We start from the raw sequence: 21,605 nt of genomic DNA, 5'->3' as shown, positions 1-21,605 counted from the left end.
TAAAACGTTCTAAAAAAAGACATAAACTAATAAGATGCTCATTAGCATTTTATATGGCTCATGCCTGATCTAATCAGTAACACACCTAACATTATAAACTTTGTTTTTTAATTTGATTGCTTTAATCTATGTATGTGCATACAAATATATGAGGCTTCATCTTCACAGACTTCTTTTGAAAGTTTTTCTGATATAAATTCACATACTTTCTTAGAAATTTCAAAGTCTTCGCTCATCTGAGCTTTAACAGATCCTAGCATTACATTTTTTAGAACCTTATCATTATCTATTCTATCTAAAGCATACCTTAAATGAGAAACTAATCTCCCATATTCCATTGATTTTTCACTAGTTTTTATTCCAAGTAACTCTTGAATATATTCCATTACTTCTTTAACGATTCTAGTATACTTAAGACTTTGAGATACTTCCTCGTTAACTCTTGCAGAATATATATGAAGAGTAATAAAACCGATTTCACTTTCTGGTAAAGCCACATTTAATTTTTCTTTGATAAATTTTGTTCCTTTTTCTGCTATGCTATATTCATTAGGGTATAATGTTTGTATTTCATTTAGAAATGGATTAACTATATTCATTCCAAGTTCCATTCTTTTAATTGCAAAACTAATATGGTCACTTAGACCAACATGTATATGTGAATTTAATTTTTCTTGTAACCTATCTTCCGCAAAAGAAATTATTTCTTCTGCTACTGCCAATATTTTACCTTCTACATTTTGAATAATTTCCACATAGTTAGCTTTTTCACTATCATCTATTTTAATAAACTTCTGATCTATGGCACTCCCTTTAGCTATAAGTTCACCAGGTTTTTTACCAAATCCTATACCTTTACCAAAAAGAACATAAACATTATCATCTTTCTCTGAAACAACAACATTACTACTAAGAGATTTTAATACCTTATAATCAATATTCATGTTAAAATTACCTCTTCTATAGTTTAAAATACATTTTGGAATTATTCAAGGGTTTTTTAAAATATATTCTCGAGAATTTAAATATAGCCACTTAAATTGTCGGATTTCACCTAATTTAAGGATTAATCATTATTATTTTGCTTTTAATTCTTAAATTAATGTAAATTTATTATGCAATGTAATTAAATCATCTCCTGGGTCGCTGCACATATACTCCCACTTATAGAAATTGGAGACTTCCCTTCTGAAACGTCATTAAATAAGTACAAGCACCCTTTTTAGGATGCTTGTTCAAATTCTTAAGCCATAAACATTTTTATATCTTCTTCTACGCTAGAAATTCCAGCTATTCCAAAGTTCTCTACTAATACATTGACAACATTTGGGGATAAAAATGCTGGTAATGTTGGTCCTAAGTGAATATTTTTAACGCCTAGGTGAAGTAATGCTAATAACACTATTACAGCTTTTTGCTCATACCATGCAATATTATATGTTATTGGTAATTCATTGATATCATCGAGTCCAAATACTTCTTGTAGCTTCATTGCAATAACAACTAATGAATATGAATCATTACATTGTCCTGCATCTAGGACTCTAGGAATTCCACCAATATCTCCAAGTTCTAATTTATTGTATCTGTATTTTGCACAACCTGCAGTTAAAATAACTGTATCTGTTGGTAATTCTTTTGCAAAATCAGTATAGTATTCGCGGCGTTTCATTCTTCCATCACAACCAGCCATTACAAAGAATCTTTTAATTGCTCCTGTTTTAACAGCTTCTACAACTTTATCAGCTAATGCTATTACTTGATTGTGAGCAAATCCTCCAACTATTTCTCCTCTTTCAATTTCAATTGGTGCACTACATTTTTTTGCATGCTCAATTATAGCTGAAAAATCTTTTGCAGTTCCATCTTTCCTATCAGCTATATGGTTCATGGAAGGAAATCCAGATGCTCCAGTAGTATAAACTCGGTCTTTATAAGAATCCTTTGGAGGAGTAATACAGTTTGTTGTCATTAGTATTGGTCCATTAAAGCTTTCAAACTCTGAATTTTGTTTCCACCACGCATTTCCGTAGTTACCTACAAGTTGATCATATTTTTTAAAAGCTGGATAGTAGTTTGCTGGTAACATTTCACTATGAGTATATACATCTACTCCTGTACCTTCTGTTTGTTTTAATAATTCTTCCATATCCTTTAAATCATGTCCACTAATTAATATTCCTGGGTTATTTCGAGTTCCTATATTAACCTTTGTAATTTCTGGATTTCCGTAAGTAGTTGTATTAGCTCCATCAAGTAGTGCCATAGCATCTACTCCATATTTACCACACTCAAGTACCAATGCAACTAATTCATAAACAGATAAGCTATCATTAGTAGTTTGTGCAAGTCCTTTTTGCATAAATGCATGTAGGTCATTGTTTTCATACCCTAAGTTATATGCATGATCAGCATAAGCTGCCATTCCTTTGATACCATAAGTTACAAGTTCTCTTAAAGATCTTACATCTTCATTTTCTGTTTTAAGAACTCCTACATTCATAGATTTGCTCTCAAATTCTTCAGAAGTACCTGTCCATATTGCACATTCAGGTATTTTACCATCTATTACTCCACCAGCATTTACGAGTTCTGCCTTAATTATTTCACGTAATTCTAATGCTTTTGTTATTGTTTCTATAAATCTAACTTTATCAAAATTTGCATTTGTTATAGTCATGAATAATCCATTTACTACAAATTTATTTACTTCTTGATTTTCTACCCCTAGTTCCCTTGCTCTTGTGCTATAAATTGATATTCCTTTTAAAACATATATTAATAAATCCTGCATATTAGCTAAATCGTCTGTTTTACCACAAACTCCTCGTGATGTGCATCCTGTGCCCTTTGAAGTTTCTTGACATTGATAACAAAACATACTCATTGTAAATTCCTCCTGTTTTTTTGGCTAGATAATAATTTTATAATGTCGCTTTCAAATAAATAGCCACATATTAACTTGGTATTTATTTGAATGCACTAATTATCTTCCATATAAAAATTTAGTATTTTAATAATTAACATCAACATAAGTAATCTATCCTTTATTGTTGAACTACCTTTATTATAGTTGCGCACAGATTGAAAGTCGGTAACAAATGTTACAGCATTAATATTTTCTCACTGTTCTTTATTATTATTTACCAAATATGATATTCTTCACTGCTTACTATTAGTATGCACTTATTGCTGATACCATATAATATCAGCATTTATCTATTATTATGGTATAATTAGTATGTAAAAAACTATTTAGGAGTGAATAAAATGAAAAATAGAAATGTTAATAACCTGGTAAAAGCAAGTCTTTTTCTTGCTCTAGCTATAGTTTTTCAAGTAGTAGGAAATACTTTACCTGGAATAAGTCAATTTTTTGTTGGACCAGCTGTTAATGCTATCCTTATACTTACAGCTGCAATTTGTGGAGGTGTTTACGGAGTATTAGTAGGTTCTTTAACTCCGCTACTCGCCTGGTTAACTGGACAACTTGCCAGCGTTTTAGGACCCTTCCTCCCCTTTATAATTATTGGTAACATAATATTTGTTCTTAGTTTTGTAATTTTAAATAAACGTGGAAAATATTGTGAACATTTAGGAGTTATAATTGGGGCTTTTATAAAATATATATTTCTATCAATTTCCGCATCAAAACTTATCCCCTTATTCAATCTAAATATGCCTCCAAAAATAGTTAATAAACTAGCTATTACCATGGGGTCACCTCAGCTTATAACTGCGCTCATTGGAGGAGCTTTTGCATTAATACTAATTGAAATTTTAACAAAAAGAAGAATCTTATAGACCTTTCTTTAACTATTTCGCAAAGTTTGTTGAAATAATGTACAATTATTTTAAAAAATTAACATAAATTATCGAAACTTAACACTAACTTAACATTGTTGTGATAAAATTTCATCGGAATATTCTATTTAGAGGAGTGTTATTAAAATATGGATTATAAAATGATTTTTCAACTTTTAGGTGGATTAGGACTATTTGTATACGGAATGAAGCTAATGGGCGATGGTCTCCAGAAGGCTGCTGGCGAAAAGTTAAAAAAAATGCTAGAGGTTCTAACTAGCAATAGGTTTTTCGCTGTACTCGTTGGTGCAGGAGTCACTGCAATTATTCAAAGCAGTAGTGCTACTACAGTAATGACTATAGGTTTTGTAAATGCAGGGCTTATGAATTTATTCCAAGCTGCTGGGGTTATTATGGGAGCAAATGTTGGTACTACAATGACTGCTCAACTTATAGCCTTTAAACTTACAGATGTCGCACCCTTTATTCTTGCAATAGGTGCTGCTTTAGTCTTATTTTGCAAGAATAAGAAAACTAAAGACATTGGCGAGATTGTTTTGGGTTTCGGTATATTATTTGTTGGTATGTCAATGATGGAAACTGCTATGAGCCCTTTAAGTGAACTAGATAGCTTTAAGAATCTTATTTTAGTTTTAGGAAAGCACCCATTCATGGGAGTTATTGTTGGTCTTTGTATGACAGCAACAATTCAAAGTAGTAGTGCTACTATTGGAATATTAATGGCACTTGCTTCAAATAGTAGTATAACGCTTGCTGTTGCACTTCCGATACTTTTCGGGGATAATATTGGAACCTGTGCTACTGCACTACTTGCAAGTATAGGCACAACTAAAAATGCTAAAAGAGCTGCACTGTTACATTTGATTTTTAACTTTACAGGCACATTAATATTTATGGTAGCTTTCAAGCTAGTATTAAAAATCGTTCCGATGTTTGGTGGAGATGTTCAAAGACAAATTGCAAATGCTCACACATTATTTAATGTATCAAATGTGTTTATACAAGTTTGGTTTATAAATGCTTTAGTTAAAATTGTTAATAAATTAGTACCTGGTGAGGATGAAAAATCATCTGCTCTAGTACTCGAATACTTAGATCGAAGACTACTCGAAACTCCTTCTATCGCAGTTGGACAACTTATTAAGGAAGTTACTAGAATGGGTCAATTAGCCTCGGTAAATCTTTCTAATGCGATGCAATCTTTCCTTAATTGTGATGAAAAAATGATGAACTCAGTTATTGATCATGAGGTTACAATTAACTATCTTGAGAGAGAAATAACTAGTTATATGGTGTCGCTTTCAAATACATCTCTATCCGAACATCAATCTGAAATCATTACTTCTCTTTACAATGTTGTAAATGATATAGAGAGAATTGGAGATCATGCTGACAACTTAGGTGAGCTTGCTAAAAGCAGAATGGTTAATAAACTCATTTTTTCAGAAAAATCACTATCTGATGTTACATATATGTTTGAAACTGTAAAATACTGTGTTGATAACGCAATAGCCGCTTTAGAAAATTCCGACTTAGAATCTGCTCGCAAAGCAATGAACGTAGAAAAAAAGATAGATACCATGGAAAGACAGCTTAAAAAGGAGCATATATCTAGGTTAAGTCGCCTTGAATGCACTCCTGCTGGTAGCTCTGTGTATCTAGAACTATTAACCAATCTTGAAAGAGTTGGAGACCATTCAAATAATATTGCACAAATGGTTGTAAGCTCTAATTAATCATATTAAAACAAAAAAGATTAGGACCTAGTGTAAAACTAAGTCCTAATCTTTTTGTTTTAATTTGTACTTGTCAGTATATTTTTTTACATTTCCTATATGTATTGACAAAAGTCTACATATTGTATAATATACAACCATATAATGTTTTTATATTTAGAGGGGGAAACATTTATGATATTTTCAAATTGGTATAAAAAACAAAAAAAAGAAAAAGAAAGAAAATTAAGAATTAAAGCTGCAAAAAAAATACTTATTGGTACCGCAGCTGGAAGTCTTAGTGGTTTATTAGGTGGTTTACTTTTTTCGCCAAAATCCGGAAAAGAAACTAGAGAAGATATTGCTCATTCATCAAAAGAGCTTACGAGAACTATTAATAATAAAGTCTCTGATGCTAAAGATAGTGTAACAGATGCTAAAATTAAAATTAAACAAAAAAGTGCTGACCTTAAAGAATCTCTTAACAGTAAAGTCTCAGATGCCAAAGATAGTGTAACAGATGCTAAAGTTAAAGTTTCTCAATATTTAAATGAAAAAAAGACTTCAAAAGTAATTTCTAAAACAAAAGATGATATGACTATAACTGACAATGAAGGTTTAGATACCGTTGTAGGACAACCTGTTATAGTTGAAAATGAAATTAAAAAATAATCAAAATTTTATAGAATAGTGGTGTTATTAATGTATATAAACTTTTTTAAATTAGGACAAGGCTTATTGCTTTTTCTTGGTATAGTCATTTTAATTATACTTATAATAGGGTTATTAAAACTTATTAAAACTATATCAAGTGTAAATTCAATTATCGAAAAAAATGAAGATAATATTGATGAAATATTGTCTGTTTTACCAAAAACATTTAAAAACTTATATGAGGTAACAGACAACATAAAAGATGTTACTGAAGTAGTAGTTCAAACAACTGCCTCTGCCATTGGTACAACAGAATATTTTGAAAAATATTTAGTATATATAGTAGATATTTTAACTATTATAAAAAAAATATTTTCAAATAAAAAATAAAAACAAATGAAATATAAACATCCTTTGACAGAAATGAAGCAGATAACATAAACTGGAGTTTATGTTATCTGCTTCATTTGTTTGAATGTGCCTTAAGCCGTTCTTTAATTTTTTTCTCATATCCATTGTCAAGGGCTTCATAATATACTTTGCCAATTAGCTCATTAGGCAAATATTGCTGCGCTACATAATTGCCCTCATAATCATGCGGGTACAAATATCCTACTCCATGTCCTAGTTTCTTTGCACCACTATAACTTTGATCCCTTAAATGTACAGGTATTTCCCCTATGTTTTTTTCTTCTACATCTTTAAGTGCATTATTTATAGCCATATAAGATGCATTACTTTTGGGAGCTGAAGCTATATAAATTGCAGCCTGTGCTAAAATAATTCTTGCTTCTGGCATGCCTATAAACTGAACCGCTTGTGCTGCATTATTTGCTACGAGTAGCGCAATAGGATCAGCATTTCCCACATCCTCGGATGCCGCTATTACAATTCTCCTGGCAATAAACTTGGGATCCTCCCCAGCGTATATCATTCTAGCAAGGTAATGTACTGTAGCATCAGGGTCCGATCCTCGCATACTTTTAATAAACGCAGAAATTACATCATAATGCTCGTCTCTATTCTTATCATATTTTATATGCTTTTTTTGGAGACATTCCTGAGCAACTGCAAGGGTTATTTTTATTTTACCATCTTCATCTCTATCCGTAGTGAGTACTGATAATTCCAAAGCATTAAGTGCACGTCTTGCATCGCCATTTGCCATATCTGCAAGAAAACTTATAGCTTCACTCTCCATACAAATATTGGTGTTCCCAAATCCTACTTCTTTATCAACAAGCGCACGTGCAATAATCTTTTCAATATGTTTTTTCCTTAATGGTTCTAATTTAAATAGCATAGATCTAGATATTAATGCATTATTAACTTCAAAATACGGATTTTCCGTAGTTGCTCCAATTAAAACTATTGTGCCTTTTTCTACAAAAGGTAACAATGCATCCTGTTGAGCTTTATTAAATCTATGAATTTCATCTATAAATAATATGGTTTTAGTATTGTACATACCTAAATTATTCTTAGCGTCAGCTACCACTTCTCTTAATTCTTTTAGCCCATCTGTTACAGCATTAAGTCTAACAAAATTAGATTTCGTTGTATTTGCAATAACTTTAGCCAAGCTAGTTTTACCTGTACCTGGTGGACCATAAAGTAGTAACGAAGTTATCTTATCCGCTTTTATAGCTCGGTGTAAAAGCTTTCCCCTGCTTAAAATATGCTCTTGCCCTACATAGTCTTCTAATTTTTCAGGTTTTAATCTCTCAGCGAGCGGTGCTTCTTTTTGTAAGTTCTTTTGTGCTTGTAATTCAAATAGATCCATATAATCACCTTTAAATCTTTCGTTTAGTTTAAAACGCTCTATTATAATTAATTAGCTTAAAGATTTTTGTTTTAGTTTTTCTGTCATATCATGTAATTTAACTATTCCGGCTTCTCTTAATTTTTTATTCTCATCTTCAATGTTCTTTGTTTCCTCTATCCCTTGCATAATAGTATTCCAAGTTTTCTCTAGAGTTTCTATTTTTACACTTGTTCCTCCAGCGAGTTTCGCTATGTCAACACTTTGACTTCTTATATTTTCGGCATTTTTCATTAATAATTCATTAGTAGTTCTGTCAAGCTCTGCTAAAGAATCTGATACTAGCTTTTGCTTTTTTAAAGCAATAGCTTGAATTATTCCATTTTTGAATACAGGTATAGTTATTATAAAAGCAGAATGAACTTTAGATATCAACTTATAATTTCCTCTTTGAATCATTTTAATTTGAGGGGCAGTTTGTAATGATACCATCTTAGCCATTTCCAAATCATAAATTCTCTGTTTTAACATTTCAACAGTGGCTTTAGCATTCTCGTAATTTATCATATTTATTTGTTCACCACTCGCTGCTAACACCTCAAGTCTAGGAATATCTCCATTTTCATTTTTTTCAACAACCATATTTCCCGCTGCAATGTATTTTTCTAATTCTCCATAATACTCAAAATTCTGATTATATAAGTTTTCAAGTGATAAGTTAGAACTATTTATTTCCGCCTTATAACCACTAAGCGCCGTGTAAATTTTGTCTATTTCTCCTCCGATGGTTTTATACTTACCCATCATTTTGTCAATCGCCTTACCTGGTTTACTAAATAGCTTTGCAAGGAAACCAGTTTTGTTTTCCTCAAAATCTTGCTTATCAAATTTCTTCATTATACTTGTAAGTTCTTTTATCATAACACCTGAGTCTTCAACACTACTGCTTTTAATAGAATTTAATATTTGATCCGCAAATTTTGATATTTGCTGAGCCGGTTCATTTCCAAATTCTAATATTGCATTTGCATCTTTAATATTTATATTGGCTGCAATTTGCATCACTTGTGGTGAGACTTTAAGCTGCCGACTTATGCTTATTGCTTTTTGCTCTATAGCCTTATCTTCAATGTTTTCATCTTCGATTTTAAGTATTTGATTATTTTTTTCCATGTTTTTCTCCCCCTAATATCTCGTGCGCCTATGTTTTTCTAACTTATTTTTAAGATTTTTGTGCTATAGCATAAAAATCAGCTTTCACTTTTCAACTATCAAAATATTAACTACGGAACAAATTTTCAAAAAAACCTTTCTTCTTCTCAACATGTTTTTTAAAATGCAACTTAAAACTTACATTTTCTAATCTATGAATGTCATATTTCTCAGGAAATATAAAATTTTCTATGTCGTTATACCCTGAAGGGTTATATATAATTATATCTATTCCCATAGAATTCATAAAGGCAAGCATTATGCAATCTTCGAAAGATAAGTTCCCATTTTCTTCATTATTATAAACTACAATTTTAGGAACTTCTTCTGGGTAATCATATGCTTGCAGTAATTCAAGTAATGTTGTATCTAAATTTATTAACACTGAGAAAATATCCACTTGCAAATCCCTTAAATCTTCCTGTTCAACGTTTATTATTACAGGATTAAGGCATAAGTCTTTAATTTTCTCTGCCATAGTTTTTTGAAGTCCAGACCTGAGCTCCTTGTATTTCCACCAAGATGAATTAAGCATTTCGGAAACATTAAACTCTGAAAAAATATTACTCGGGTATATTTTATTAAATTTTCCATATTCCAAATGTACTACATCCATTATAGGTAGTTCATTATAAAACTTACTAAATTTCCCAGTTGATACCTCGTTAATTTCCTTCCAGTAAATATCAATATTTTCATGAGTACCACAAATTTTTGAGAACATGTTTGGCACGACTACAGTTGAATCTTTAACCTTAAACCCTTCCCTTATGTATGCCTTTTCATTAATCCATATATATATTTCCTCATATGTAGTATTAAGGGTTACTGCCTCTACATTATAATCTGAAAACTGCCACGGTCTATAAAACCCAGAATCATCCGTATACAATGTCTTATTAAGCTCTTCTTTAGCATTGTATGCAGTGGTCTTAATTCTATCCTCAATATTAGAAGGGAACGGTTTTATTTCATAGTTACAATTATAAACAATTTCATTTGAAAAAGCATTATATTTATCAATTTCATGAAAAGCTCCAGCGTTTTTCGGATTAAAGTATAAAATATCGCAACCCAAGGTTGATAATAATATTAAATAAAAAACTTCTTCTCTTGAAATTTCTCCATAAAAGACTATCTTAGGATTAATTTTCACATAATCAAACTTTTCGAATAACTCTTTAGAATAAATATTTATCCAATGAATCACATAATTGATAATAACTTTAATTTTATGATTATCAATTATTTCATTGCTCTTAATATAATACTCTATTAGTCCCTTTAAATTATTTTTAATTTGTCTGAGCAAAACTTTATTAGATAAATTCGGAAAAAGTCCATTATCACTTATTAAATTTATAATTAAGGATACATCTAGAACTTCTCTTTTGAATACTTTTATCCAAATGTCATTTAAAACATTTTGAAGTCTTATACTAATGTCTTTATCTAATCCCTCACCAAACCGTATGTAACATGACCCTATTTTCTTTAATCCACTGTCTAAACTATGTAAATTTTCATAGTAATCTTTCTCATTGTTTTTTATACCTATAAACCTATAAAAATAATTGGGAATAGTAACAACATTAGAATTATATTCAAATTTGCTTCTTTTATAAATCTCTGTTTTTAAACTATTTATGATATCCTCATTAATGTCTAAATTCACACTTTGGATCTCCAAATTATTCAAACTATTATTCTCCATATTCACCTTACCTTTTCAATTATATTTTCTCGTAAATATAGTTTATTATCCATATTAAGTATACCATATTAATCTTATATTTTTCATTGTAATATTCCTTAAGAACACATTTTATACCAATGGAGTTATTGGAATAATCTCACTTTTCCACAAAAGTTTTTTTTCATAAAAGGTATTCTTTTATACATACAAAAGGTATAATATATATGGTATAGTGGATTTTAGTTGTAACTGCATTAAGCTTTTACACTTTTTTATTTTTTACAATCTTAGCTATAATTTTATAGTAGTATAACAGTTAATTATTGTTATACATACTATAAACCACTAAAGAGGGTAACAATTGATAATTGTTATGCCTCTCAGAGAACTACAAGGAGGTTTATTATGGGACTTTTGACTTTTAAAAAAGGTATTCACCCGAGTGGTAGTAAAGACTTAAGTATGCACAAAGCAATTCAAGATTTGCTTCCAAAGGGCAACTTAGTATTTCCTATGCAACAACATATAGGTGCACCTTGCGAACCTTTAGTAAAAAAAGGTGATAAAGTATTGGTGGGACAAAAAATAGGTGAATCCAAAGCTTTTGTATCTGCGCCAATATATTCAAGCGTATCTGGAACTGTAAAAGACGTAGCGCCGTGGCTACATAGTAATGGAACAATGGTATTGTCTGCCATTATCGAAAACGATAACACTTATGAAGAAGTGCTAACTATGACACCTCACAATGATTATGAAAAGCTATCAAAAAATGAAATCGTAACTATCATTAAAGAAGCTGGTATAGTAGGTATGGGTGGGGCATGTTTTCCTACACATATTAAGCTTACTCCTCCAGAGGGAAAAATTATCGACAGCATTATAATAAATGCCGCAGAGTGTGAACCATATTTAACTTGCGATTACAGAATGATGATGGAAAAATCCACTGAAATAGCTCTCGGCTTAAAAATTATTCTTCAAATGTTCCCTGGTGTAAAGGTATATGTTGGAATAGAAGATAATAAGCCTGATGCAATTGAAGCTATGAAAACAGCTTGCAAAAGCATGGATAATGTACAAGTTACTCCACTTATTACAAAATATCCTCAAGGTGCAGAAAAACAATTAATTTATGCAATTACTGGTAGAGAATTACCTTCTGGTAAGCTCCCTGCAGACGTTGGATGCATAGTTCAAAATGTTGATTCTGTGTTTGAGATATATAACGCTGTAGTAAACGGTAGACCACTTATGGAGCGAGTACTAACCGTAACCGGAGAAGCAGTTAAAGAACCACTTAATTTAAGAGTAAAATTTGGAACTTCTATAGAAGAAGTTATCGAGGCTGCTGGTGGATTTAAAGAAGACCCCGTTAAAGTAATATCCGGTGGACCTATGATGGGAATGGCTTTAAGTTCATTAAAAACTCCCGTTATTAAAGGAACCTCGGGGATACTTTGTTTAACAAAACAGCAAGCTAAATTAGAACAAGAATCTAGCTGCATAAGATGTGGAAACTGCATGAACGCTTGTCCTATGTTTTTAAACCCTACAAAACTTAACTCTTTAGTTTTAAGAGGTAAGTACGATGAATTTGAAGAATACCATGGTATGGATTGCATTGAGTGTGCTTGTTGCTCTTATGTATGCCCAGCAAAACGTCATTTAACTCAAACTTGCCGTGAAGGTAAACAAACAGTAAATATCAATAGACGAAAAAAATAGATAGAGGTGACTTATATGTATACAGTATCTTCATCCCCACACATAAAATCAAATGATTCTGTGCAGGGCATAATGAGAGACGTAATAATAGCATTACTACCTGCTACCTTTGCCGGCATATATTTTTTTGGAATGCAAGCATTTTTAGTTACATTGGTATCTGTGCTATCATGTATTGCGGCAGAGGCTTTATGGCAGAAACTAACTCATAGAAAAATTACAATAGGAGATCTTAGTGCTGTGGTAACTGGTTTATTACTTGCATTTAATTTGCCCGCTGCTGTTCCGCTTTGGCTTCCTGCAATTGGAGGATTTTTCGCAATAATTATTGTAAAACAATTTTTTGGTGGAATTGGACAAAATGTAATGAACCCCGCTTTAGCCGCTAGAGCATTTTTACTTGCTTCTTGGCCAGTTCACATGACTAATTTTACCGTTGATGGTACTTCCGCTGCTACAGCACTTGGAATACTTAAAACTGGTGGTGACAATTTACCTAGTCTAATGAACGTTTTTATTGGTAATGTCGGTGGTTGCATTGGTGAAACTTCTGTACTTGCATTACTAATCGGTGGAACCTATCTACTATATAGGAAAATAATAAGCTGGCATACTCCAGTAGTATTTATTGGTACTGTATTTGTTTTAACTGCTATATTAGGTAGAGATGGTTTAATGACTGGAAATGCATTATATGAAATTTGTGCTGGAGGCTTAATGATTGGTGCTTTCTTTATGGCAACTGATTATTCAACTTCGCCAATGACTAAAAAAGGACAACTTATCTTTGGACTTGGATGTGGAGTTTTAACCACAATTATACGTTTATATGGTGGTTATGCTGAAGGAGTATCCTACTCTATATTAATAATGAGCTTATTTGTTCCATTTATTGATAAGTTTACTGCTCCACGTATTTTTGGGGAGGTGAAATAATTGAAAGAAAATATTAAATTAGGTTTGATTTTACTTTTAATTACTGGAGTTGCGGGCTTCTTACTAGGCGGTGCCTATGAAATAACAAAAGCACCTATTGCTAATTCGATTGCTGCTGATAAGCAAGCTGCTATGAAAGCAATATTACCCACAGCTGATAAATTTGAAAAGACAGACGTGAAAATCAATGAAAAAATTTCTGAGGTTAACTCTGGCCTAAAGGGTAATGAAATAGCTGGTTATGCTATAAAAGTTGCTCCAAAAGGATACGCTGGCCCAGTAGAAATCATGGTTGGAATATCAAACGAGGGAAAAGTTACTGGGATTAAAATTTTAGCCCACACTGAAACTCCTGGTCTTGGTGCCAATGCTCCAGAACCTAAGTTTTCAGATCAATTTAAGAATAAACCTATAAACGAAAAATTAGAAGTTGTAAAAGTAGCTCCTTCAAAGGACAACCAAATACAAGCTATTACAGGTGCAACTATTACATCAAAAGCTGTAACTCTTGGTGTTAGCGATGCTATTGATTTTTACAACTCTTCATTGAAAGGAGCTGAAAAATAATGAGCGTATTTTCTGAAAGATTAAAAAATGGTATTGTAACCGAAAATCCAATATTTGTGCAAGTTCTCGCTATGTGCCCTACCCTAGCTGTTACCACAAGTGTAAAAAACGGCATAGGTATGGGACTAGCATCTACAGCAGTGTTGATTTTTTCTAATCTTTTTATATCATTATTAAGAAATGCAATACCTGATAAGGTTCGTATACCAGCTTACATTACAATAATAGCTGCTTTTGTAACATTAATTCAGTTTTTATTGCAAGGTTTTGTTCCATCTCTATATAAGTCACTCGGAATTTTTATTCCACTTATAGTTGTTAACTGTGTAATTCTTGGAAGAGCTGAATCATATGCTTCAAAACACAAAGCACTTCCTTCAATTTTTGATGCTATCGGAATGGGACTTGGGTTTACAGTAGCTTTAGCAATTCTGGGTGCAATAAGGGAATTACTAGGCGCTGGTTCAATATACGGATTTAAATTATTGGGAGCCTCTTTTCAACCTGCTATAATTATGGTTCTAGCACCTGGAGCTTTTATTACTCTAGGAATTTTAATGGCTCTATTAAACCAAAAATCAATTAATCAAACAAATAAAGTTAATGATAAAATTGCACATTTTCATGAAATCGATCCAGTGACTGGCGCGTGTACTGGATGTGGGTCTTGTGCTCATAGTTGCAAAAAATAATTTTTTTTAAGAAAGGTGGATGGAAATGAGACTTTTTTCAATTTTTATAAGTGCATTTTTGGTAAATAACTTCTTATTAGTTAAATTCCTTGGAGTATGTTCTTTTCTTGGAGTTTCTAAAAAAACCGAAACTGCAAAAGGTATGGGACTAGCAGTAGTATTTGTTATGTTCTTAGCCTCATTCATGACTTATGGAGTCTATAACTGGATTTTAGTTCCTTTGCACATAACCTATTTATCAACACTATCATTCGTGCTAGTTATTGCAGCACTCGTGCAATTTGTTGAGATGGTTATCAAAAAAACTCAGCCAAGTCTCTATAAAGCGCTCGGAATATTTCTTCCATTAATAACAACTAATTGTGCTGTGCTTGGTATGGCAGTTATCAACATAGGTGAGAAATATACATTAATAGAATCCATGGTTAATGCCCTTGGAGCATCAGCTGGCTATATGCTTGCCATTGTACTTCTTTCAGGGTTAAGAGAAAGAATGGAAGAGAATGATAATATGCCACTAGCCTTTAGAGGTCTACCTATTTCACTAATTACAGCCGGACTCATGGCCATCGCATTTTTAGGCTTTAGTGGTTTAAAATTGGGGGGTATTTAAATGGATATAAATAATTTAATTTACCCAGTAATAAGCATTGGTGGTATGGGCCTTGTATTTGGGATAGTACTTGGTTATGCTAACAAGAAATTCTACGTAGCTGTTAATCCTAAAATACCACTAGTTAGAGAAGCATTACCTAGCGCGAATTGTGGTGCATGCGGATATGCTGGTTGTGATGCTTATGCTACAGCTGTAGTTGAGGGCGGTGCACTCCTAAATGCATGCAGCGTAGGTGGAAGTTCTGTTGCGCAAAAAATCGGTGAAATAATGGGCGTATCCGTTGAAACCGCTAATCCACAAGTTGCCTTTGTTAAATGCAAAGGAACTTGCACGGTTGCTAAAGAAAAATATGAGTATGATGGAATCAAAGATTGCCGCCAAGCAGTTATTGCTCCTGGTGGTGGTCCTAAAGCTTGCGCTGATGGTTGTTTAGGTTTTGCAAGTTGTGTAAGAGCTTGTGAGTTCAATGCCCTTCACGTCATTGATGGTGTAGCTGTAGTATATAAGGATAATTGTGTAGCTTGTGGCGCATGCATTGCAGTATGCCCTAAGAACTTAATAGAATTAGTTCCAGCTACTCAAGAAGTACTTATTGAATGTAACTCAAAATCAAAGGGTAAAACAGTAAAAGATAATTGCGGCGTTGGATGCATTGCTTGCGGAATGTGTGCAAGAGTTTGCCCATCTAAGGCGATTGTTATGGTTAATAACTTACCTATAATAGACTTTGAAAAATGTACACAGTGTGGACTATGTGCAACTAAGTGTCCTACAAAGGTTATTTCAAAACCATTAAAAGCTCGTGAAAACTTAAGTAAAGTCACTCTTAAAGACGAGAGTGTAGTAAGTAAATAAAAAGATAAGCAGAAGGGTTTAAACCCTTCTGCTTATCTTTTTTATTTACTGAAAAACATACAATGCCTTTATACAAACTTGGAAACCTTTGACTTGATAAAATGCACTCCGATTTTTATTTTGGTGTTAATATTTTTTCTAATCTGCTTTTTAAAATACTAGATAAAATTCCAATAAAATACCCTGTAACAATAGCTGCAATTAATAATACCGGTAAATATACATATATTCTTAAATCATTAATTATAAAAGCAGCTACCAGTAGCTGACCTACATTGTGAAAAACAGATCCACAAACGCTTATTGTAGGTATACTTAAGTAACTCTTAAGATACTTGTAAAGCAATACCATTACTATATTACTTAGCAATCCGCCTGCAATGCTAAACATAAAGGCTGACATGCTTCCACCAAAAATAGAACCTAATAAGGTTCTTAAAATCATTATTAAAAATGCTTCTTTCCACCCTAGTATTATTAATGCAACTAACGATATAGAATTAGCAAGACCTAATTTTATTCCTGGAAATAGCACTGGAATCTGAGCCTCAATTAAATAAATAACTAATGCTATTGCAACTAACATACTGAGTAAAACCATTCTTTTAGTCTTTCCCATATTTTCACCTACATTTTTTTAATTTAAAAAGTCCCACCATCAATACCTTTATTTGCTTCGCCTTCAATACTAATCATAAGTTTATTAGGTAAACATACAATCATCCCACCTGGCTCTGATATACTTCCACTTTTAACACACTCTTTATGTGCACAATCAGAATCTTTTACCTTAACACCATCATGAGTAACTAGTATGGTATTATAATGGCCATCTTTTGTTTTTATAGTAAACTCTTGTGGCTCTTTTACCTTATTTAAATCAATAGTTCTAATCACTGTACCGGCGCTTTTAATAACTGCAATATTTTCTGACCCCTTGATTGCGATTTTGTATATTAAAGCTACACTAAAAGATATTACTACAATAATTAAAAGTATTATGAAAACTATTTTATCGCCCTTTTTCATAAATAAACTCCTTGTTCGTTAGGTTAAAACTATCTTTAAGGCCTGATGTAACATATATTTTTTTATCTGAGGTAACAAAAATAGCATCTACACCTTTAATAGACTCTATCAATTTAATCCCTTTTTCAAGTCCCATGATATAAGTACTTGTAGATAGTGCATCTCCATCAATTGATTTATCCGATACTATAGTTGTACTTATGATACCTTTATCTGCTGGATACCCAGTTTTAGGATCAAATATATGATGATACCGCACACCATCCTTTATAAAATATCTCTCATAATTACCTGATGTAACCACGGATTTATCAGTAAAACTAACAGTTCCTAAGTATTCTCCACGCGTATCTAATGGATTTTGTATTCCTATATTCCAGCTAGTTCCATCTGGTTTACTTCCTACAGCATAAACATTACCACCTAAATTTATAAGCGCACTGCTAATCTTATTATCTATTAAAACCTTCTTTATTTCATCAGCCGTATATCCCTTTGCTATAGCGCCCAAATCTATAGCTTGGCTCGCTCGCCTTAACTTGATAGTTGAATTTTTTTCATCTAGAATAATATCATTATAATCAACTAGCTTTAATTTTTCATCAATTTCATTTTTTGTTGGAACTCTCTCCTTGTCAGTACCTATACCCCATAACTTTACAATTGGTTCTATAGTTACATCAAGAGCCCCTCCAGTTAATTTACCATATTTAACAGCTTCTTTTATTACGTAATATGTATCGGCGCTAAGTTTCTCACCTGAAATTCCAGATTTAGCATTTAATTTTGTAATTTCAGAAGTTTCAATATTAACAGACATTTTATCTTCTATATCATTTACCCTCTTTAATGCTTTCTCGGTTGCTTTTTCTGCGTTTCCACCATATACCTTTAATTGAACAATTGTACCCATTAGATAGGTCTCTTTTTCAACAGGTTTTGTATTACCTTTGCAAGATGTTAAAAGTATTGAAATAGACAATAATAACAGTATACGACATGTTTTACGTGAACCTTTTATGGTACATCACCACCCCTAGATTGTTTTTAAATACAATATATATTATAGCATATATGTATTTAAAATAACCTCCCTATATTACTTGAAATATCCATAAAAACACGTAAGAAGTTCTTTATGTCTTTGTAATTTTACAAACACTATTACAGATATAATAATATCAGACTTTTCAGAAAGCTACAATCATTTTTCAACTTTATCAATTTAAACTGCATTATAAAGAATAAAGGTATAGAATTAAAACTCTATACCCATTTTTGAATAATATTAAATTTATTTAATTCTAATAATCCCTTTGATCCCCATTTAAAATATTCTCTATTTCTACTGCTATTTCACGACCTTTTTTGTAAGAATTAAGCCTATCCTGTGGGATAGAGTCTTTATATCTGTCCTCACCTGAAAGAAAATCTACGATTCCTTTCTTTGCACTTGGCACATCTCCAACGTGGTCTATTCCATTAACTTCTCTTATTTTTGAATTGTCCATGAATATTCCTCCTTATATTTCTTAAAGATACCTAGTATTTTTTAATACTCCTGCATCTTTAATATTATAATTATAGACTTCCCAATTTATAATTTTTAATGTATTAATGCATTACTTGAGACTTATGGAAGTGTTATTTTGCTTAAGATTGGTTATCTAAAATAATATAAACTTATATATAATTCTATAAATTGCATATATGATAAACATATGTTATACTAATTTAAATTTTATAGTATAATATTTAAATAATTTCTAGGGGAGGGTACTTATGGAAGATAATCTTAAAGATTCTTTAAGAAAAAATATGCTACATCAAAGAAAAAGTATGAAGATTCAAGATGTAAGTAATTTTAGCAATAAAATTATAGGCACAATTATGGAGTTACCTGAATTTGTAAATTGCAAAAATATCATGTTATACCTAAGTTTCAATAAAGAAGTTGATACATATCCTCTTGCCAAGTGGTGTTTGGATAACGGTAAAACAGTAATTGCACCCTATTGCATACAAACTAAGCGAGAAATAATACCTTTTAAAATAAATAATCTTACTACTGATCTTTATAAATCTAGTATTGGTGTTATGGAGCCAAAACATGATTTATTAGATAAAGTTGATATTGAGGATATAGATTTAATTATAGTTCCCGGCGTAGTATTTGATAAACATTGCAATAGGATAGGTTTTGGTGCTGGTTATTATGATAGATTTTTACCTAAAAAGACGAAACTTACTCCTACTATAGGCATAGCCTATGACTATCAAATAGTTGATAAAGTGCCCACTGGTGAATATGATGTGCCATTGGATTTCATAATCACTGAAAAAAGAATAATATTTCCCGAATAGCTAATTATAAATTTCTTTAAATAATTATATTATACCGTTGTTGGAGGTGATCACTTTGAAAAAAAGAATAGCTGCTTTCTTTGATATTGATGGTACTCTCTATAGAGATAGTTTAATTAGTGAGGTATTCAAAAAATTAATTAAAAGCGAAATAATAGAAAATGATAAATGGTACAAAGAAGTAAAACCCTATTATGTTAAATGGGATAAGCGAATAGGAAATTATGATAATTACCTGCTTAAAATGGCTGATATTTATACCGAGGCCATAATTGGACTTCATAAGTGTCAAATCGAGTTTATTGCTAAGCAAATTGTAAAGCAAAAAGGGGATAGGGTTTATACCTACACCCGAGATAGAATTAAATGGCATAAGAGTCAGGGTCACATCATTATCACTGTATCAGGCAGTCCAATAGAACTTGTACGCGAAATGTCTATAAAATACGGGTTTGATGATTATATAGGAACAAAGTATCAATTGAATAAAGATAATATTTACACTGGTGCTATTATTCCTATGTGGGATAGTGTTAGTAAGCATGCCGCCATAGAACATTTTGTTTGTAAATATAATATTGATCTGGATCAAAGTTATGCTTATGGAGATACTTCCGGAGATTACTCTATGTTAAAGTTAATTAGTAACCCTACAGTAATAAACCCTACTAAAGAACTACTCCTAAAAATTCTAGACGATGATGCATTAAAAGAAAAAATTAATATAATGCTAGAAAGAAAAGATGTGGTTTACAAGCTAAAACCAGAGCACATTGAAATATAATATTTTAATCTAATATTTTAATCTAAAAAATTAAAAACAGAATGGAAGTCCGCAACCTTCCATTCTGTTTATTATTTTTTGGTTGAAAATTTCTTTTTGGATACTACCGAATAAACAATCCATATGAGAAATAAACTTCCAATTGTTATATTTGTTATTTTATCTTTTAATAAAGGTATTCCTTGTCCGAGAAAAATTCCAAATAACATTATCCCACCCATTGCAATTAAAACAAGCTTATTTAGTTTTATATATTCATCTAAATTTTCGCCCTTATATTTTTTCCCTTGCTTCTTCTCAAAATTCAAACCAGAAACAACAGCCGACGCACCCATCATAATAAATATAATAGTAAATACACTATCGCCTATACCCATTTGGATCACCCCTATTCTACTTATCTTTAAGAATAGTATATCATAATTATACATGAAAGCGAAAAAAGTCTAGGGGTGCATAACAGTTAATAATTGTTATGCACCCCTAATGAATACCCAAAGTAGTACTTAAAAATCAGCTGAATAGCAACTTTGGGATTTCTCCGAAGTGACTTGCAATAAGAAACGTATAAACTATTAAATTTGATTTAGAATTTCTTAATCGAATTTCCAGTTTTAAGTTCGTTTGCAATGCACGCAGGAGAATTTTTTTGTTCTATTATTTTAAATTTCTTTTAATAAATTCGCCATTTCTATTGCAGTTACTGCAGCATCATACCCTTTATTACCTGCTTTTGTACCCGCTCTTTCAATAGCTTGCTCGATATTCTCAGTAGTAAGAATTCCAAAAATAACTGGAACTCCTGTTTCGAGTGATACAGATGCAATTCCCTTAGTTACCTCACCAGATACATATTCATAATGAGATGTAGCGCCTCTTATTACTGCTCCTAAACATATCACACCATCATACTTACCGGACTTAGCCATCTTTTTTGCAACTAGAGGTATCTCAAATGCACCAGGAACCCATGCAATTTCAACATTTTCTTCTGTAACTCCGTGACGTTTTAAACCATCTAGTGCTCCCGATAATAATTTTCCACCTATAAATTCATTAAATCTTGCTACTATAATCCCAAATTTCAAACCTTCTGCTATTAATTTACCTTCATACGTTATCATTTCTATTCCTCCTATTAATTTAATATCTTATTGTTTACTTGAATGT

The 21,605-nt window shown here is 31.7% G+C and carries 23 protein-coding genes; 12 read left to right on the top strand and 11 right to left on the bottom strand.

From position 1 onward, the window contains the following. Positions 1 to 107: 107 nt before the first annotated feature. Complete coding sequence (locus tag ACWJKP_RS05185) at positions 108 to 944, bottom strand: PRD domain-containing protein (RefSeq protein ID WP_165411710.1); 837 nt, start codon at positions 942 to 944, stop codon at positions 108 to 110. A gap of 299 nt (positions 945 to 1,243) precedes the next feature. Beyond that, positions 1,244 to 2,887, bottom strand: a complete 1,644-nt coding sequence (gene hcp / locus ACWJKP_RS05180) for a hydroxylamine reductase (protein WP_165411709.1) — start codon at positions 2,885 to 2,887, stop codon at positions 1,244 to 1,246. Between the two features lie 383 nt (positions 2,888 to 3,270). Here hcp and ACWJKP_RS05175 point away from each other — a divergent pair, with 383 nt between their 5' ends. The 4 genes from ACWJKP_RS05175 to ACWJKP_RS05160 all read left to right on the top strand — a co-directional run bounded on the left by ACWJKP_RS05175 (position 3,271) and on the right by ACWJKP_RS05160 (position 6,584). After that, positions 3,271 to 3,804 carry an ECF transporter S component gene (locus ACWJKP_RS05175; RefSeq protein WP_165411708.1) on the top strand — a complete coding sequence of 178 codons (534 nt, stop codon included), beginning with the start codon at positions 3,271 to 3,273 and terminating at the stop codon, positions 3,802 to 3,804. A gap of 149 nt (positions 3,805 to 3,953) precedes the next feature. Then, positions 3,954 to 5,561, top strand: a complete 1,608-nt coding sequence (locus tag ACWJKP_RS05170) for a Na/Pi cotransporter family protein (protein WP_165411707.1) — start codon at positions 3,954 to 3,956, stop codon at positions 5,559 to 5,561. Positions 5,562 to 5,735: 174 nt separating this feature from the next. Continuing rightward, positions 5,736 to 6,212, top strand: coding sequence for a YtxH domain-containing protein (locus ACWJKP_RS05165; protein ID WP_165411706.1), 477 nt, complete (start codon positions 5,736 to 5,738; stop codon positions 6,210 to 6,212). Positions 6,213 to 6,242: 30 nt separating this feature from the next. After that, positions 6,243 to 6,584 (top strand): hypothetical protein, encoded by a 342-nt coding sequence (locus tag ACWJKP_RS05160; protein ID WP_165411705.1) that lies wholly within the window; start codon positions 6,243 to 6,245, stop codon positions 6,582 to 6,584. Positions 6,585 to 6,657: 73 nt separating this feature from the next. Here the strand turns inward: ACWJKP_RS05160 and ACWJKP_RS05155 are convergent, their stop codons facing one another. The 3 genes from ACWJKP_RS05155 to ACWJKP_RS05145 form a co-directional block, all read right to left on the bottom strand. Continuing rightward, a complete protein-coding gene (locus ACWJKP_RS05155; RefSeq protein ID WP_165411704.1) occupies positions 6,658 to 7,977 on the bottom strand; it encodes a replication-associated recombination protein A in 1,320 nt (439 codons plus the stop codon). A gap of 51 nt (positions 7,978 to 8,028) precedes the next feature. After that, the gene (locus tag ACWJKP_RS05150) at positions 8,029 to 9,129 is read right to left on the bottom strand and encodes a toxic anion resistance protein (RefSeq protein WP_165411703.1); all 1,101 of its coding nucleotides are present in this window, start codon (positions 9,127 to 9,129) and stop codon (positions 8,029 to 8,031) included. 106 nt (positions 9,130 to 9,235) lie between these two features. Next, positions 9,236 to 10,867 carry a YceG family protein gene (locus ACWJKP_RS05145; RefSeq protein WP_165411702.1) on the bottom strand — a complete coding sequence of 544 codons (1,632 nt, stop codon included), beginning with the start codon at positions 10,865 to 10,867 and terminating at the stop codon, positions 9,236 to 9,238. Positions 10,868 to 11,269: 402 nt separating this feature from the next. Here ACWJKP_RS05145 and rsxC point away from each other — a divergent pair, with 402 nt between their 5' ends. From rsxC to ACWJKP_RS05115, 6 genes are read left to right on the top strand one after another with little or no spacing between them, the layout of a single operon-like run. Beyond that, the gene (rsxC, locus tag ACWJKP_RS05140; protein WP_165411701.1) at positions 11,270 to 12,592 is read left to right on the top strand and encodes an electron transport complex subunit RsxC; all 1,323 of its coding nucleotides are present in this window, start codon (positions 11,270 to 11,272) and stop codon (positions 12,590 to 12,592) included. 15 nt (positions 12,593 to 12,607) lie between these two features. Then, the gene (locus tag ACWJKP_RS05135) at positions 12,608 to 13,528 is read left to right on the top strand and encodes an RnfABCDGE type electron transport complex subunit D (RefSeq protein WP_165411700.1); all 921 of its coding nucleotides are present in this window, start codon (positions 12,608 to 12,610) and stop codon (positions 13,526 to 13,528) included. Next, positions 13,529 to 14,095 carry an RnfABCDGE type electron transport complex subunit G gene (locus ACWJKP_RS05130; protein WP_165411699.1) on the top strand — a complete coding sequence of 189 codons (567 nt, stop codon included), beginning with the start codon at positions 13,529 to 13,531 and terminating at the stop codon, positions 14,093 to 14,095. It abuts the gene before it with no gap. Next, entirely contained in the window at positions 14,095 to 14,787 is a 693-nt protein-coding gene (locus tag ACWJKP_RS05125; RefSeq protein ID WP_165411698.1) for an RnfABCDGE type electron transport complex subunit E, read from the top strand. Before ACWJKP_RS05130 ends, ACWJKP_RS05125 begins: the two co-directional genes overlap by 1 nt. A gap of 25 nt (positions 14,788 to 14,812) precedes the next feature. Next, a complete protein-coding gene (rsxA, locus tag ACWJKP_RS05120; RefSeq protein ID WP_165411697.1) occupies positions 14,813 to 15,400 on the top strand; it encodes an electron transport complex subunit RsxA in 588 nt (195 codons plus the stop codon). A 6-nt stretch (positions 15,401 to 15,406) separates the two neighbouring features. Next, entirely contained in the window at positions 15,407 to 16,258 is an 852-nt protein-coding gene (locus ACWJKP_RS05115; protein WP_165411740.1) for an RnfABCDGE type electron transport complex subunit B, read from the top strand. Positions 16,259 to 16,373: 115 nt separating this feature from the next. Here the strand turns inward: ACWJKP_RS05115 and ACWJKP_RS05110 are convergent, their stop codons facing one another. From ACWJKP_RS05110 to ACWJKP_RS05095, 4 genes are all read right to left on the bottom strand, one after another. Next, on the bottom strand, positions 16,374 to 16,877 hold the full coding sequence (locus ACWJKP_RS05110; RefSeq protein WP_165411696.1) for a Gx transporter family protein: 504 nt from the start codon (positions 16,875 to 16,877) through the stop codon (positions 16,374 to 16,376). Positions 16,878 to 16,900: 23 nt separating this feature from the next. Beyond that, on the bottom strand, positions 16,901 to 17,287 hold the full coding sequence (locus tag ACWJKP_RS05105; RefSeq protein ID WP_165411695.1) for a NusG domain II-containing protein: 387 nt from the start codon (positions 17,285 to 17,287) through the stop codon (positions 16,901 to 16,903). Beyond that, positions 17,271 to 18,200, bottom strand: a complete 930-nt coding sequence (locus tag ACWJKP_RS05100) for an FAD:protein FMN transferase (RefSeq protein ID WP_165411694.1) — start codon at positions 18,198 to 18,200, stop codon at positions 17,271 to 17,273. Before ACWJKP_RS05100 ends, ACWJKP_RS05105 begins: the two co-directional genes overlap by 17 nt. A 391-nt stretch (positions 18,201 to 18,591) precedes the next feature. Further along, positions 18,592 to 18,798 (bottom strand): hypothetical protein, encoded by a 207-nt coding sequence (locus ACWJKP_RS05095; protein ID WP_165411693.1) that lies wholly within the window; start codon positions 18,796 to 18,798, stop codon positions 18,592 to 18,594. A 271-nt stretch (positions 18,799 to 19,069) separates the two neighbouring features. On the opposite strand from ACWJKP_RS05095, the gene ACWJKP_RS05090 reads away from it, so the two are divergent. Both ACWJKP_RS05090 and ACWJKP_RS05085 read left to right on the top strand, forming a co-directional pair. Continuing rightward, positions 19,070 to 19,651, top strand: coding sequence for a 5-formyltetrahydrofolate cyclo-ligase (locus tag ACWJKP_RS05090; RefSeq protein WP_165411692.1), 582 nt, complete (start codon positions 19,070 to 19,072; stop codon positions 19,649 to 19,651). Between the two features lie 55 nt (positions 19,652 to 19,706). Beyond that, positions 19,707 to 20,435, top strand: coding sequence for an HAD-IB family hydrolase (locus ACWJKP_RS05085; RefSeq protein WP_165411691.1), 729 nt, complete (start codon positions 19,707 to 19,709; stop codon positions 20,433 to 20,435). 71 nt (positions 20,436 to 20,506) lie between these two features. Here ACWJKP_RS05085 and ACWJKP_RS05080 read toward each other — a convergent pair whose 3' ends face one another. Both ACWJKP_RS05080 and ribH read right to left on the bottom strand, forming a co-directional pair. Then, positions 20,507 to 20,812, bottom strand: a complete 306-nt coding sequence (locus ACWJKP_RS05080) for a hypothetical protein (protein ID WP_165411690.1) — start codon at positions 20,810 to 20,812, stop codon at positions 20,507 to 20,509. Between the two features lie 285 nt (positions 20,813 to 21,097). Further along, the gene (gene ribH, locus ACWJKP_RS05075) at positions 21,098 to 21,559 is read right to left on the bottom strand and encodes a 6,7-dimethyl-8-ribityllumazine synthase (protein ID WP_165411689.1); all 462 of its coding nucleotides are present in this window, start codon (positions 21,557 to 21,559) and stop codon (positions 21,098 to 21,100) included. Between the last annotated feature and the right edge of the window lie 46 nt (positions 21,560 to 21,605).

Source organism: Clostridium sp. CM037 (genome assembly GCF_055081095.1).
This window is presented reverse-complemented; position numbering and strand designations above follow the sequence as displayed.